The organism is Mycobacterium sp. 1274756.6, from assembly GCF_001668625.1.
Taxonomy (GTDB): domain Bacteria; phylum Actinomycetota; class Actinomycetes; order Mycobacteriales; family Mycobacteriaceae; genus Mycobacterium.
Genome location: NZ_LZLJ01000062.1, coordinates 155,727 through 170,529, shown reverse-complemented (window position 1 = coordinate 170,529; position 14,803 = coordinate 155,727). Strand labels below are relative to the sequence as shown.

14 protein-coding genes are annotated in these 14,803 nt (G+C 60.4%); all 14 read left to right on the top strand.

Features of this window, described 5'->3' with window-relative positions:
- Positions 1–38: 38 nt before the first annotated feature.
- Positions 39–1,226, top strand: coding sequence for an acetyl-CoA hydrolase/transferase C-terminal domain-containing protein (locus tag A5643_RS09245; RefSeq protein ID WP_066854294.1), 1,188 nt, complete (start codon positions 39–41; stop codon positions 1,224–1,226).
- 658 nt (positions 1,227–1,884) lie between these two features.
- A complete protein-coding gene (locus tag A5643_RS09240) occupies positions 1,885–2,652 on the top strand; it encodes an MlaE family ABC transporter permease (protein WP_066854138.1) in 768 nt (255 codons plus the stop codon).
- A complete protein-coding gene (locus A5643_RS09235; protein ID WP_066854136.1) occupies positions 2,649–3,500 on the top strand; it encodes an ABC transporter permease in 852 nt (283 codons plus the stop codon). The genes A5643_RS09240 and A5643_RS09235 overlap by 4 nt, the downstream gene beginning before the upstream one ends.
- Entirely contained in the window at positions 3,497–4,885 is a 1,389-nt protein-coding gene (locus A5643_RS17755) for an MCE family protein (protein WP_231995508.1), read from the top strand. The genes A5643_RS09235 and A5643_RS17755 overlap by 4 nt, the downstream gene beginning before the upstream one ends.
- 32 nt (positions 4,886–4,917) lie before the next feature.
- Entirely contained in the window at positions 4,918–5,946 is a 1,029-nt protein-coding gene (locus tag A5643_RS09230) for an MCE family protein (protein ID WP_502686230.1), read from the top strand.
- On the top strand, positions 5,931–7,283 hold the full coding sequence (locus A5643_RS17750; protein WP_156628697.1) for an MCE family protein: 1,353 nt from the start codon (positions 5,931–5,933) through the stop codon (positions 7,281–7,283). Before A5643_RS09230 ends, A5643_RS17750 begins: the two co-directional genes overlap by 16 nt.
- Positions 7,280–8,596 (top strand): MCE family protein, encoded by a 1,317-nt coding sequence (locus A5643_RS09225; RefSeq protein ID WP_066854132.1) that lies wholly within the window; start codon positions 7,280–7,282, stop codon positions 8,594–8,596. The genes A5643_RS17750 and A5643_RS09225 overlap by 4 nt, the downstream gene beginning before the upstream one ends.
- Positions 8,593–9,747: a virulence factor Mce family protein gene (locus A5643_RS09220; protein WP_066854130.1), complete on the top strand. Its 1,155-nt coding sequence runs from the start codon at positions 8,593–8,595 to the stop codon at positions 9,745–9,747. The genes A5643_RS09225 and A5643_RS09220 overlap by 4 nt, the downstream gene beginning before the upstream one ends.
- 1 nt (position 9,748) lies before the next feature.
- Entirely contained in the window at positions 9,749–11,194 is a 1,446-nt protein-coding gene (locus A5643_RS17745; RefSeq protein ID WP_286143650.1) for an MCE family protein, read from the top strand.
- On the top strand, positions 11,158–11,844 hold the full coding sequence (locus A5643_RS09215; RefSeq protein ID WP_066854129.1) for an Rv1363c family protein: 687 nt from the start codon (positions 11,158–11,160) through the stop codon (positions 11,842–11,844). Before A5643_RS17745 ends, A5643_RS09215 begins: the two co-directional genes overlap by 37 nt.
- Before the next feature lie 53 nt (positions 11,845–11,897).
- Positions 11,898–12,563 (top strand): hypothetical protein, encoded by a 666-nt coding sequence (locus A5643_RS09210; protein WP_231995507.1) that lies wholly within the window; start codon positions 11,898–11,900, stop codon positions 12,561–12,563.
- A gap of 20 nt (positions 12,564–12,583) precedes the next feature.
- Positions 12,584–12,964, top strand: coding sequence for a DUF732 domain-containing protein (locus tag A5643_RS09205; protein WP_066854127.1), 381 nt, complete (start codon positions 12,584–12,586; stop codon positions 12,962–12,964).
- 8 nt (positions 12,965–12,972) lie between these two features.
- Entirely contained in the window at positions 12,973–13,611 is a 639-nt protein-coding gene (locus A5643_RS17740) for a CAP domain-containing protein (RefSeq protein ID WP_082948860.1), read from the top strand.
- Positions 13,612–13,945: 334 nt separating this feature from the next.
- Positions 13,946–14,704, top strand: a complete 759-nt coding sequence (gene fabG / locus A5643_RS09195; protein ID WP_066854123.1) for a 3-oxoacyl-ACP reductase FabG — start codon at positions 13,946–13,948, stop codon at positions 14,702–14,704.
- The last annotated feature ends 99 nt before the right edge of the window (positions 14,705–14,803 follow it).

Genomic DNA, 14,803 nt, shown 5'->3' with positions numbered 1-14,803 from the left:
TCCCACGCCCGGCTGCGGGGCGAAATGGCCCTTGCGTGATGGAACGCAACGAGCTCCTGGAGATGCTTCGACGTACGCTTCGCAGCGGGTACAGGATTGCGCTCGGAGACGGCGTCGGGGCGTTGAGAACGCTTGCCGACGGCACCGATGTATGTCGCACGTTGAGCATGGCTGCGCGTGAAAGAGGCGGCGTATCGCTAATTCTAGGGTGGATGCCCACGGCGCCACACGGGCTTGAGGCGGACGCATTCGCCGAGGTCATTAGCTTGATGCCGGGCTGGGGCACGCGAAAACTACTCCCAAGCCCGATGGTCCGGGCAGTTCCGACCAGTATGGCGGCGATTCCCGGACTGCTTGCGGGACACCTGCGGCCGGACGTGTTGATCACCCGAATGGCGGAGGACGGCGAGGGCTTGCGCTTCTGCACGGAGGTGTCTTGGCAGAGAGCAATGGTTGATGCTGGTGTGCCGGTCTGGGCGGTGCTCGATCGTACCGCGCCGGTTGCGAGCGCCGAGAAGCCCATCCCGGTCAGCCAAGTCAAGATCGTTGGAATCGCAGCATGTAGACCAGCGGAAGTGCCCTCTGTGCCGCCTGATCCCGTACACGACGAGTTGGCTGATCGAGTCCTCCAATGGGTGCCATCAGGTGCCCGAATCCAGTGCGGTCCGGGCCAATTGGGTACTGCGCTATTGCGGCGCACGACAGTACCCCTTCAGATCGACACAGGTTTGCTGACCGATGCAGTCGTTGATCTGGACCGGCGGGGGTTACTCCTCGGCGTTCCGTCGGCGACGTATCTGTTGGGCGGCCAGCAACTCTACCGGTGGGCAGACCGCCGACCTGTGTTGAGGAGTATCGAGCACACCCACAACATCAACCGATTGGCCTGCGATGCCCCGTTTATCGCGGTCAACACGGCTGTCGAGATCGACCGGGTCGGTCAGATCAACGTGGAAGGCATCGGCAACAAGGTGGTCGGTGGCATCGGAGGGCATCCCGACTACTGCAGCGCGGCACGATTGCACCGCGATGGACTATCCATCATCGCAGTTCCGTCACGCCTGCATAACCGGTCCCCGCTCGTGGACCACCTGAGCCGACCTGCGTCTACGCCGGCGCATGACGTCGAAATCATCGTCACCGAACATGGCTATGCCGACCTGCGCGGTGCGGACTGGGCGACACGACAGAAGCTGATCACGCGCCTTTTCGATAAGGCCGGCTGACACACCGGCGTAGCTCGGTCTAGAGACCGCTCCGGCGGCATGGCTAAGCAGAGCTGGACAGGACCGCCCTCCTGTCGGGCGTCGGCGGCGCGACGCCGCGCGTCAGAGCCAGGGTGCGGTGTCGCGACGTTCGACCCGGAAACGACCTATTGGCGTGCGTTTGCGGGCGGCCCGACGGGCAGCCGACTGCGACGGGTCCGCATCGTTTCCCACCTCGGCCGAGACGACGGATGGCCCCGCTCCACCAAGGCTCCTACAAAGTTGTTTTTCATGCCGGATAAGCACGCTCGTTGGCTATCCGGGTTCCTTCGATCACGCTTCGCCAGACAACTCTTCCGGTCCGCTAGTTCGCCTAAGTTAGCTCGCGCACTGCATTGTTCAGGCCTCCACCGTGGAGCTCCCGACTCCGGCTGGTACGCAGCGACGGCCGGGCTTGCAACTTTCGGCGTCGTCTTGTCTAATCAGGATTAGAATCGTGTTGGAGGTCACTGACCGCGCTGCGAAGCGAGGAACGTCACGGACGGGAGGCCGATGTGCGCTCGGCGAACAGCAACAGGCGGTGCGTCCTCGATGCGTAGAGCCGCCGCAGCCACGGTCGTCAACGTCGGTCGTCAACTACCGCTCGCCGGACGGCAGACGCCGGCTCGTAAGGGATGCGATGTTTAACGCCACCAGAGCCGGCGCCCCGGTTCGAGCGATCGGTGGCTTCTTCGCGATGTCGCTCGACACGGCGGTGCAGGCCACGCGCTCTCCGTTGCCGTGGCGTGAATTCCTCTATCAGACCTGGTTCGTTGCGCGGGTGTCGTTGATCCCGACCCTGTTGCTATCGATTCCTTTCGTCGTCCTGGCGAACTTCCTGTTCAACATCCTGCTGAGTGAATTCGGCGCGACAGATTTCGCTGGGACGGGCGCGGCGTTAGCCACAATCTTGCAGATCGGCCCGGTCGCCACGGTTCTCGTCGTTGCGGGAGCGGGGGCTACTGCGATCTGTGCCGACCTGGGCGCGCGCACGATTCGCGAGGAGCTCGACGCGATGCGGGTGATGGGGATCAACCCGATTCAGGCCCTGGTAGTGCCGCGGGTGCTCGCTGCGACGGTGGTAGCTCTGTTGTTGTCGTCGCTCGTCTGTATCGTCGGCCTATTCGGCGCTTTTATATTTTCTGTCTATTTTCAAAATGTCACGCCCGGAGCGTTCGTCTCGGGTTTAACCTTGCTCACCGGAATATTCGACGTAATCGTGTGCTTTGTCAAAGCCGCGTTGTTCGGACTCACTTCCGGCTTGATCGCTTGTTATTTGGGCACCACCGTTGCCGGCGGCCCCGCCGGTGTCGGAAACGCTGTCAACGAGACCGTTGTCTTCTCTTTTATGGCATTGTTTCTGATCAACATATTAGTCACAGCGATAAGCTTTCGGGTCGCGCCATGAGTATCGTCTCGGGCTACCCATATGCTCGATCGAGGGCGATCTGGCAGCGGCTCCGCATCCGATGGAACAACATCGGAACCCAGGTGCAATTTCACGTCAAGACTCTCACTTCGACCCGTGACGTGATCGCACGCTATCAGATCGAACTGGTACGCCTCGTCGCTCACATGAGCTTGGGGATCGGCGCACTCGCGATGATCGGCGGAACGATCGTGATCGTTGCCTTTCTCACGTTGACCACGGGTGCGATTGTCGCCGCACAGGGCTTCAACCAGTTCTCGGAGGTCGGCGTCGAGGCCCTGACAGGGTTTGCCTCCGCCTATTTCAATGTGCGGGTCATCGCACCCTTGACTGCGGAGTTTGCTCTCGCTGCGACGATTGGCGCCGGCGCTACCGCACAGCTCGGTGCCATGCGGATTAACGAAGAGATCGACGCCCTTGAGGTAATCGGAGTTCGAACGGTCGCCTATCTTGCGTCAGCACGCGTCTTGGCCGGTCTCATTGTGGTGCTTCCGCTTTACTGCGTCGCGGTCCTGATGGCGTTCTTTTCGGCGCGCTTCGGCACTATTGTGGTCTATGGCCAATCTTCGGGTGTCTACGATCATTATTTCAATACATTTCTGAACCGCATGGATCTTATATGGTCCTTCGTCCAGGTCGCCATAGCCGCCGTGGCGATCATGCTCCTGCATACCTATTACGGGTTCACTGCGTCGGGCGGTCCGGCCGGCGTCGGCGAAGCGGTTGGGCGCGCCACGCGAGCCTCGTTGATCACCGCAGTCTTAATCACAGTGGCCATCACCCTGGCGGTTTACGGCCAGGCCGGTAACTTCAACTTGGCGGGATGACCATGGACGTCACGAGGGATAGCCAGCGCGTATCGCCCGGCTGGTGGACGCTGATCTTTGTGACGACGGTCGGCATGGTGTTCTGGCTGGTCGGAAAGGCATTCAGTGGATCGCTGCAGTCATACGTTCCGGTAACATTAACCGCAGACCGCGCCGGTCTGGTCATGGAGCCGAATGCGAAAGTAAAGCTTCGCGGCGTGCAGGTCGGTCGTGTTAACGACATCAGGGGCGACGGGCGGACCGCGAGTATCCGCCTCGAATTGTATCCGGACAAAGTTAAATATATACCGATCAACACTCGAGCGCGTATTGCCGTGACCACGGTTTTCGGCGCGAAGTACGTGGAATTAATTCCACCATCCGATCCTAGTCCGCATCAGATTGTTGCGGATACAGTGCTGCGTTCGGATAACGTCACAGCAGAGGTCAATACGCTGTTTCAAAACCTCATCGGCGTCATCGACCGGGTGGACCCGGCGAAGCTTAACGGAGTCCTTGCGGCAGTTGCAGAGGGGATACGAGGCAAAGGAGACCGGATCGGTGAGGCGACCACTGCCGCCAACCGGGTGTTGGCCGCCGTCAACGAACGCGGCGACCAAATCGGGCAGAACTGGCAGTCATTGGCGCAGTTCAGCGATGTGTACGAGGGAGCGGCAGAGCATATCCTGAACATTCTGTCGGCTGCTAGCACCACCAGCACGACTCTGACGGCGCACGCCGATGACCTCGACCGGTTGTTGCTAACCACGGTCGGTCTTGCTCGGAGTGGGATCAACGTCTTTGCGCCGAGTAAAGACGATTTCGTGACCGGGATTAACGCGCTTGAGCCGACGATCGGGCTGCTGAACAAGTACGACCCCGCGCTGACGTGCACCTTAGTTGGCGCGAAAATGGTGCAGGATGAGTACGGACAAGCCGAGTATATGGGCGGCCGAAACGGTTACTCATTGATTGTTGACGCCGCTTTGTTGCTCGGAGACGATCCGTACCGATACCCGGAGAACCTGCCGATCCATGGCGCCAAAGGCGGCCCGGGAGGAAAACCGGGATGCGGTTCCCTCCCCGATGTATCAAAGAATTGGCCGGTGCGACACCTGGTTACAAACAGCGGCTTTGGGCAAGGAATCGATCTGCGGCCCAACCCGGGAATCGGGTTCCCGGGCTGGGCCAACTTCTTCCCCGTGACGAAGGCGGTCCCAGAGCCACCCCGCATCCGGTATCCGGGCCCGCCTGCGCCGGGCCCGGATGGCCAGGCACCGGTCCGCGCGGAGCCCCCGCCGGCGGATTCGCTGTACGGCCCCGAAGGGGAACCGCTGTATCCCGGGCTGCCGCCCGCTGACGGTCCGCCGGAGTCGCAAGACCCGGGGCCGTCCGATAACCCGTGATCATGTAGCCGCCTGCAGAAGAAGAGGACACCGTGAAGTTACCGATGAGGGGCGTTCTGTGGCGAGTCGTTGCGTTCGTCGCGGCCACCGGAACGGGGATGTTTGCGCTGCTGGCGGTCTTCGGGGAATTTAGATTTGCGGCTACTACCACCTATACCGCCGAATTCGCTGATGTCACCGGATTGCGAACCGGCGATTTTGTACGGATCGGTGGCGTCGAGGTCGGGAAGGTCGAGGGCATGAGGTTGCACGATGACGGGATCGTGCGCGTGACCTTCAGCGCGGAAGACTCGGTCGTTCTGACTGAGGGGAGTCGAGCGATAATCCGCTGGAACAACGTGATCGGCGGTCGATACCTGGCGCTGGAAGAAGGTGTCGGTGGAGCCGGCCAGCTTCAACCGGGTAGCACGATACCTTCGGACCGCACCGCGCCGGCGTTAGATCTAGATGCGCTGATCGGCGGGTTTCGGCCTCTGTTCCGTGCGCTTGATCCCGAACAAGCAAATGCGTTGGCGGAGCAGTTGATCACAGCCTTTCAGGGCCAACGCGCTGCTGTCGGATCATTATTAACTCAGATGGCGGCGTTGACGCACACACTGGCCGACCGCGACGCATTGATCGGGCAAGTGATCACGAACCTGCATACGGTTCTTGGGTCTGTGGCGGATCATAGCGATGAATTCGCGCAAGGGGTCGAGTCGCTGGCCTTGTTGGTTGAAGGGCTGGTTGAGCGAAAAGAGCACCTGAGCAATGGGTTGGCGTACGCCAATGCGGCCGCAGGGTCAGTCGCCGACCTGCTATCGCAGGCGCGAGAACCGTGGCAGACGGTTGTGAGAGAGACTGACCGCACGGCCGCCAACGTGTTGGCGGATCATGATTACTTTGACGATCTGCTGGCGACCCTTCCGGAGCCGATTCGGGTTCTTAATCGACAAGCGTTAAATGGCGACTACTTCAGCTTCTATCTATGCGACATGTTGGCCAAAGTAAACGGCAAGGGTGGGCAGCCGGTGTACGTCAAGCTGGCCGGCCAGGCGTCGGGTAGGTGTACGCCGAAGTGAAATCTTTTGAAGAACGGAACCCGCTGACCATCGCTATGGTCGGTATCGTCGCCACGGTTGCTGTCGTTTTGGGGGCGTGGTACTACGACCGCATACCGATTATTTCTTCCACGAAAGCCTATTCGGCGTATTTTGCCGAAGCGGGCGGTTTGAGAGCCGGGGCCGAAGTTCAGGTCGCCGGCATGCCGGTGGGCAAGGTGGAGAAAGTTTCCCTAGATGGACGAGCGGTCATCGTATCGTTCACTGTTGACAAATCGATTCGTATCGGCGAACTGAGCGAAGCGGCAGTTAAGACCAAAAGCCTGTTGGGGACGAAGTATCTCAGCGTCACGCCCCGCGGGGACGGGGACCAGTCGGCGGCAATACCGCTTCAGCGCACCACGCCGGCGTACCAGTTACCGGATGCCCTCGGCGATTTGACTGTGGCTATCAGCGGACTCGATACCGACCAATTATCGGAATCGCTCCAAGTATTGGCTGACACATTTCGTGGCGTATCGACCGATCTGGGCCAAGCCATGGGCGGGATCGCACGTTTCTCGAAAACACTCAACATCCGCGATACGGAACTGCGAAACCTGCTGACGGACGCCCGCAAGGCAACGGCCGTATTATCCGAGCGCAGCAATCAGATCGTGAATCTGGTTGGCGACACAAACGAACTTCTTGAACAATTGTTGACTCAGCGGAAGGCCCTGGACAGCATCTCCGTCAATGTCGCACGGGCGAGTCGGCAACTCAGTTCCTTCGTAAGCGAGAACCGTGCGGCCTTACGACCGGCCGTCGACAAATTAAATGGCGTCTTGGAGACTGTTGACCGTCATCGGTCACAGATACAGGAGTGGATCTCCCGGTTCAGCGACTATGCGATGGCTTTGGGGGAGTCGGTGTCTTCAGGCCCGTTCTTCAAAGCCTATATTGTCAACCTCCTGCCGGGGCAGTTCGTACAGCCGTTCGTCGATGCTGCGTTCTCTGATCTGGGCCTCGACCCCAACGTGCTCCTACCGGCGGAACGAACCGACCCCCAGGTCGGCCAACCGGGGACGCCGCCCTTGCCGGTTCCGTATCCCCGCACCGGGCAAGCGGGGGAGCCGCGCATGTCCCTTCCTGAGGCGATTTCCGGCAATGTCGGGGATCAACCGTGCGGACTTTCGGGTGCCCCGCTTCCCGGCCCGGGATGCTATCCGTTTCGCGAACCGGGTCCTGCCCCAGCGCCGGGTGGGCCGCCGCCCGGGCCACCAGCAGAGGATGCGGCGTCACCGCAACCGGCGCCCAGCACCGAATCCAGTAACCCCCTGGAGGGGAGTCCCGGCCAGCCAACATCAGGGGATGGATGATGCGCTCACAACGAACTGCAAGACGAGCGGTGGCCGGCCTGCTGACGAGCATCCTGATCGCCGGGCTCGTCGTGGCCGCGCAGATCCATCATGGTGGCGGCCGAACGCACCTCGTCGCGTACTTCGACAACGCCAACGGCTTGTTCGTCGGGGATGAGGTGCGGATTCTTGGTGTTCCGGTAGGCAAGGTGGCCGGCATCGAGGCGCAACCGGAGCACGTGAAGGTGAGTTTCTGGGTCGACGACGATTATCCGGTTCCTGCCGACGTGAAGGCTGTGGTGCTGTCGCCTGCGCTTGTTACGGCGCGCGCCATTCAACTCACGCCGGTTTACTCGGACGGCCCCACGTTGGCGGACCATTCGATAATTCCTCAGGAAAGGACCGTGGTACCGATCGAATGGGACCAGGTGCGCGCTGAACTGGGTCGATTGGTGGAGATGTTACAACCGTCGGAGTCGGGTGGCACGAGCCCATTAGGGAATCTAATCAGTACCTCCGCTGAGGACCTGCGTGGAAACGGCGCGACGATTCGCACAGCACTTGTCGAAATGTCGGCCGCCATATCCGCGTTGGGAGATCATAGCGGTGACCTGTTCGGAACTATCAAGCACTTATCCGTCCTCGTCGGTGCGCTTCGGGACAGTGATACGGTTCTGCGTCATCTGAACCAGAATCTTGCAGCGGCAAGTTCAGTGCTGGCCAACGATACCGGAGAGGTGGGAGAGGCCGTTACCGCTCTCGCGGTGGCCGCGACCGACGTGCAAGGGTTCGTCGCAGAAAACAGAGACGCGCTGGGACTCACGACTGACAAATTAACTTCCGTATCCGCCGCGTTGAACGACAGCCTGGACGATGTGAAACAGCTATTGCACATGGCCCCGACCGTCGCCGAAGATTTCGTCAATATTTATCAACCGGCTCAGGGGACGCTTTCCGGAGCGTTGTCAACCAATAATCTGAGCGACCCGATCTCGTTCATCTGCTCGGCCATCCAAGCAGCCTCGCGCGAAGGTGCCGAACAATCGGCGAAGCTGTGCGTGCAATACCTCGCCCCGATCATCAAAAATCGGCAGTACAACTTTTTCCCGCTTGGCGAGAACCTGTTCGTGGGAGCGAGCGCACGCCCGAATGAACTCACCTATAGCGAAGATTGGCTACGGCCCGATCACATAGCTGCACGCCGAGACACCGCGGCCGCTCAAGACGAGTCGCGGCCCGGCGTACCCCACGCCGACGAGATGATCGGCGCGGAGCCGACCGACCCGTCCGCAGGTTTGGCGGGGATGATGGTCCCCCAGGACGGTGGCGCATGAGACGCCGGCGCATGCGAGTGGGTACAGCGACGGTCCTGGCAATCTGTGCCGTGATGGCGACTTCATGTGGCTGGCGCGGACTGAACTCACTGCCGATGCCGGCAACCGAAGGCCGAGGTCCGGGTTCCTACACGGTGCAGGTCCAACTGCCCGACGTAAACAATCTTCAGCCTAACAACCAGGTTCGGGTCGGTGACGTCAACGTGGGGACGGTCGCCAAGATCGAACGTCAAGGCTGGCATGCGTTGCTGACCATCAGATTGAACGGCAATGTCGACCTGCCCGCGAACGCCACCGCGGCGTTGGGACAGACCAGTTTGTTGGGATCCCAGCATATTGAACTGGCCCCGCCCACGGAAGCGAGTCCCGAAGGGAAATTGCGTGAGGGTTCCCTCATCCCCCTGTCGGCCGCTGCGAGTTTTCCGACCACAGAACAGACGTTGACTGCCGTATCGCTACTCCTCAATGGTGGTGGAGTCGTGCACGTGCAAGACATCACCGAGGCGCTGGCCAGTGCTTTTACCGGCCGGGACGACGATTTGCGTGGCTTGATCAACCAGTTGGATATATTTGTCGGTACCGCTAATAGCCAAAGCGAGGATATTATCGGCGCGGTCGGCAAGCTGAACGAACTCGTCGACAAATTCGCGGCGCAAGAACCGGTGATAACCAAAGCGCTACAGACGATTCCAAAGGCGCTCGCAGTTCTTGGCGACCACCGTCACGACATCACCGAGGCCGCGGACCAAGTCGGCAAGCTAAGTGCCTTGGCAGCCGATGCGATCGACCAGACCAAGGACGCGCTGGTTCAGGAGATCAACGACTTGGGTCCGGTTCTGAAGTCCCTTGCCGACGCGGGCCCAGCGCTTACTCGAGCCGTCGGCTTCTACAGCACCTACCCGTTCGCGCGGGAAACCATATCGAACTGGTTCCGCGGCGATTACGCGAACCTCACCGCCGTTATCGACTTGACTTTGAGTCGGCTCGATTCATCGTTTTTCACCGGCACGCGGTGGGAGTGCAACCTCACCGAGCTGGAAATGCAGTGGGGGCGGACTATCGGGCAGCTTCCCAGTCCGTGTACCTCTGGCGGGCCGTTCAACCAGGGAAATCCGCTGGTAATTCCGTATCACTTCGACCAGGGGCCGTGACGTGCTGAACCGACGGATTTTGCTCCAGTTGGCGGTTTTCGTGGTCGTCAGCATGGTCTGCGGAACGGTCATGACTGTCCGCTATATGGAGCTGCCGGATCTGCTTTTCGGCGCCGGCCACTACCGCGTCACGGTGGAGCTCGCGGAGTCGGGAGGGCTATACGAGGGCGCGAACGTCACCTATCGCGGTGTCGACGTCGGGCGTGTGCGATCGGTCGACTTGTCAGGTAGTGGAGTCGTCGCGGTTTTATCCCTTAAGTCGGGACAGGAGGTCCCGAGCGATCTGGACGCACATGTGCACAGCCAAACCGCGATCGGAGAGCAATTTATTGAGCTGACCCCACGCGGCGGCAGCAGCCGACCGTTGCAAGACGGCGATGTAATCGGAGTCGATCGCACCTCTATACCGGTAGACGTCAACGAATTGCTCGACGGGATCAATACTGGCCTAGGGGCCATTCCGCGTGAGGACTTGCAAGTTCTCGTCGACGAATCGTATATCGCCGTCAATAACCTAGGGCCGGAGCTTTCACGTTTGGTCGACGCGTCCGCGACCTTAGCAATCGATGGATACGAGAACCTGGATTCCGTAATCGCATTGATCGAACAATCTGGGCCACTTATGGCGAGCCAGATCGACACTTCAACAGAGATTCATCGATGGGCGGCGAGCATGGCCGAGGTGGCCGGCCAACTCCAAGCGAATGACGAGGCGGTCACAAGCCTGTTGCAGGGAGCGCCATCGGCCTTCGACGAAGTCCGCCAACTGTTTGACCGATTACAGCCGACATTACCGATTTTGCTTGCAAACTTGGTCAGCGTTGGCAAGGTGGCCGTCACGTATCAGCCGAATCTGGAGCACATCCTTGTTCTTTTGCCACCTCTTGTGGAAGTCGTACAAGGCGCCTTGATTGCAAACCGGTTCAATAAAAATCCATATGCGGGCGCGTATCTGAGCTTCAACTTGAATCTCAACCTGCCGCCACCTTGCCTCACGGGCTTTTTGCCGCCTAATCAGGCTCGCGCGGCGAGTCTGTTGGATTTTCCAGACAGGCCGGATGGCGATCTCTATTGCCGAATCCCACAGGATGCGATGTTTAATGTCCGAGGGGCACGAAATTTACCTTGTGTGACGCGTCCGGGTAAGCGCGCGCCGACGGTCGAGATGTGCGAAAGCGATGACGAATATCTGCCGCTTAACGATGGTTACAACTGGAAGGGTGACCCCAATGCGACAGTAACGGGCCAGGGTGTACCGCAACTGCGGACGGAAACCCCGCCGGCGGCCCTTCCGCAGACCCCCGGCGTCGCAGTTGCCGAATACGACCCGAACACCGGCAGCTATATCGGTCCGGATGGAAAGTTGTATACCCAGGCGGACCTAGCGCGTGCGGGAGATAAGGAGAAGACATGGCAAACGATGATCTTGCCACCGGGCACGAACTGAAGCGTATCCGGCTGCCCCGGTTCGCAGCGGGAATGGGGTCGCCGGACCCTGCTGACGAGTTGGAGAAGGACACCTGTGACGGGGTGGATGAGGAGGCGAAACCCACGAACAATTCGGCAGCGGCGGATACCGACACCGATGAGTCAGTCGCCGCACCACATCCGTCGATACCCGGTGCTCGGCTTGTCTTGATGGTCGGGCTGTTAGCCGCTGGCCTCCTGATTGTGCTGGGCTCGTGGTTCGGTTACAGCGCGTACCAGGGAAAGCGCACCGAGGCAGAGCGTGACTTGTTCCTTCAGGCCGGCCGGCAGGGCGCTTTGAATCTGACCACTATCGACTACGAGCGGGTGGAAGCGGACATCCAAGAGATTCTCGACTCGGCGACTGGAGCGTTTTATGACGAATTCAATAACCGGTCTCAGCCGTTCATGGATGTTGTCAAGAAAGCCGAGTCGAAGTCAGTCGGCACGATCACAGAGGCGGGTCTCGAGTCCTTCTCGGACAACGAAGCCCAAGTCCTGGTTGCGGTGAACGTCAACACCACGAATCTCGGTGTAGAAGAGCAGGTTCCTCGCGCTTGGCGTATGCGGATATCAGTTGAAAAGGTCGATGGCCAAGAGAAGATTTCGAAGGTGTCGTTCGTGCCGTAGCGGCCGGGAGGGGTGGCAGGCCCAGTCCGTCGAATCATAAGGAGATCAATAGCGTGGCCATCAAATCACACGTTGGCACCGTTCGCGAGAAAAGGCCCGCGGGTCCTGACGAGATGTTGAACGACGACGAGGGTGCGTGTCCGGCAGACAGCACCGGAGCCGTCGGCGAAGCGACACTATCCGATGGCGACAGCAGACCGGGTGAAGCAGGACACGAGCACGGTGGGACTCGCCGGCGCAATTGGCGGCGGCTAGTCACGTTCAACCTCATTCCCGCATTGGTCATGCTCTTGGCAGTTGCCGTCGGGATCCTGAAGTGGTGGGACTCTTCTTTGGCGGCGTCTCGCGTGGCCCGGGTGGAATCGGTCGAAGCCGCGACCGATGCGACGATAGCGATGCTGTCGTATCAGCCCGGAACGGTTGAAGAGGACCTGACCTCTGCGGCGCGACTAATGACCGGCGACTTCGAAAAGTCATATGCGGACTTAACGCGGGAGGTCGTCATCCCGGGCGCAAGGGATAAGCGGATCTCTGCCGTTGCCAGCGTACCTGCGGCCGCGTCGTTGTCCGCCACACCGAGCCATGCGGTGGTGCTGGTGTTCGTCAATCAGACTGCAGTCATCGGCGACGAACCACCCACCGACACCGCCTCTACAGTCCGGGTGACGTTGGACAAAGTTGACGGTCAGTGGCTGGTCTCCGATTTCACTCCGATCTGATTAGAGGAAGAGCGGGCCAGATGAAGAACTACCGCGCGTTTCTTGCGGTGCTGGTAGCGAGCGGCTTGGCGCTCACGCTCCCCACCCTGTTTGGGCACGCTGTGGCAAAGGCTGATGAAACTGCCTATCTGATTGCCGTGACGGTGCGACCGGGGTACCACTTTCCCAACGGCGATCCCCTCGCCTACGGTTATGAGATTTGCGAGAAGGCTGCGGGTGGGCGAACCTACCCCGATCTGATGAGCGATGTGCGAGACGACCTCAACACCACCGACGAATTTCAAGCGATGTATCTGATCTCTCAGGCCGCCAACGAGCTCTGTCCGGCGCAGATTTGGAGCCTGCGGAATTCAGCCGTCAACTACCGCCCGCCGTCGAATCCCGCCGGTGACGGACTATGAGGTTTCTGATGTCCGGTCGGTCCCTAAGCCTGGCAACGCTCGCCACTGTGGCTGTCGGCGCATTGCAAGCGACCGCTGTTGCTCTGGCCGATGACGACGCACTTCCACCGGGTGATCAGCGCTTCAATGACAGTGTGGTCGCCAACGTGTATACCCTCCAACGCCAGTTGGGCTGCGAAAATGATGTCCGGGTCAATCCGTTGCTGCAGCGTGCTGCTCAATGGCATGCGAGGGATCTCCACGTTAACCGCAACCTTGACGGCAACGTCGGCTCGGACGGGTCAACGCCACAAGACCGCGCGGACGCGGCAGGTTTCCAAGGTGTCGTGGCCGAGACTGTGGCAGTTCACCCTGCCAATGAGATCAGCGGCATCGACCTGATAAACCGCTGGTATAACAACCCGGCTGACCTGGCCATCATGTCGGATTGCGCCAATAACGAGATCGGTGTCTGGTCGGAGAACAGTGTCGACCGCACGGTCGTAGTGGCCGTTTACGGACAGGTTGAGGAACCGGTCGATACGCCCCACACCCCGATTGGCCCGGCGCCCGACTATGACGGTAGCGACGAACTCGAATACGCGATCAGTTGGTTGCCGTGGATTCTGCGGGGTGTCTACCCGCCGCCATCGCATCCGCCCCAGTGACGGGTTCGGGGTAGAGCTGAAGTCATCGGGTGCTCCGGCGACCGGTCGGAAGTCGCCGAACAGCCTCAGACCGGAAGCGCCCGACTGCGTGCTGCTTGCCCGTTCTCGAGGCGCCGGCGTCCTTACCCGCGTGGCGGCGCAATTCCCAAGATGCTGTCTGCGCGGTATCTCTGACGGACCACTCGAAAACCAAGATCGATGTGAGGTTCAGCGGCGAGCGCCGTAAGAAAACTCGGGCGTGTTGCCGGAAGCCGGGCCTCGTGGGCGCACCCTGTCGATGGAATTTAATCCGTGTTAAAATATTGCGGAAGGGTAACGGGCATTGGAGGGTGGTTTGCCAAAGACGAAGAGATCGCTGCTCGACGGAAGGGTTGCAGTCGTGACCGGGGCCGCGAGAGGTATCGGATGGTCGATCGCCGCCACCTTGCACGAACATGGAGCCCGTGTGGTCCTTGCGGATCTGGATGGCGACGCCGCGAGGCTAGCGGCCGACAAAATCGGTGGGACGCGCTCCGACTGTGTCGGCGTGGGGTGCGATGTGACCGACGAAGCGCAGATGAGATCGGTCGTGGCCGACACATTCCGCGACCTTGGCGGCCTCGACGTGTTCGTGAATAACGCTGGCATTACCCGCGATGCGTCGCTGAAGAAGATGTCCGTCGCTGATTTCGATGAGGTGATTACTGTGCATCTGCGCGGAACGTGGCTGGGTGTACGTGCGGCGGCCACGGTCATGCGTGAGCGCAAATCGGGCAGCATCATCAACATCTCGTCGTTGTCCGGAAAGTCGGGCAACCCAGGGCAGACGAACTACAGCGCCGCAAAGGCGGGGATCGTCGGGCTGACGAAGGCCGCTGCGAAAGAGGTTGCCCACCACAACGTGCGGGTGAATGCCATCCAACCGGGGCTGATCCGGACGCCGATGACCGAGGCCATGCCATCCGAAGTCTTCGCAGAGCGTGAGGCGGAGGTCCCGATGAGGCGCGCCGGCGAGCCGAGCGAAGTTGCGGGTGCGGTGGTGTTTCTGGCATCGGACCTGTCGAGCTACATCACAGGAAGTGTCCTCGAGGTCGGCGGAGGGCGGTACATGTGAGACATGTTGAGACGACAACGCCGGCGGCAATCAACATTGAGGCCGATCGCGTTACGGCGGCGCTGCGGTGAGCGGAACTCTCGGCACGTTGGCAGCGGC

Coding starts and splice junctions, on each gene's coding strand:
- A5643_RS09245 (WP_066854294.1), top strand. CDS start 39: ATGGAACGCAACGAGCTCCTGGAGATGCTTCGACGTACGCTTCGCAGC.
- A5643_RS09240 (WP_066854138.1), top strand. CDS start 1,885: ATGTTTAACGCCACCAGAGCCGGCGCCCCGGTTCGAGCGATCGGTGGC.
- A5643_RS09235 (WP_066854136.1), top strand. CDS start 2,649: ATGAGTATCGTCTCGGGCTACCCATATGCTCGATCGAGGGCGATCTGG.
- A5643_RS17755 (WP_231995508.1), top strand. CDS start 3,497: ATGACCATGGACGTCACGAGGGATAGCCAGCGCGTATCGCCCGGCTGG.
- A5643_RS09225 (WP_066854132.1), top strand. CDS start 7,280: ATGATGCGCTCACAACGAACTGCAAGACGAGCGGTGGCCGGCCTGCTG.
- A5643_RS09220 (WP_066854130.1), top strand. CDS start 8,593: ATGAGACGCCGGCGCATGCGAGTGGGTACAGCGACGGTCCTGGCAATC.
- A5643_RS09215 (WP_066854129.1), top strand. CDS start 11,158: ATGGCAAACGATGATCTTGCCACCGGGCACGAACTGAAGCGTATCCGG.
- A5643_RS09205 (WP_066854127.1), top strand. CDS start 12,584: ATGAAGAACTACCGCGCGTTTCTTGCGGTGCTGGTAGCGAGCGGCTTG.
- A5643_RS17740 (WP_082948860.1), top strand. CDS start 12,973: ATGTCCGGTCGGTCCCTAAGCCTGGCAACGCTCGCCACTGTGGCTGTC.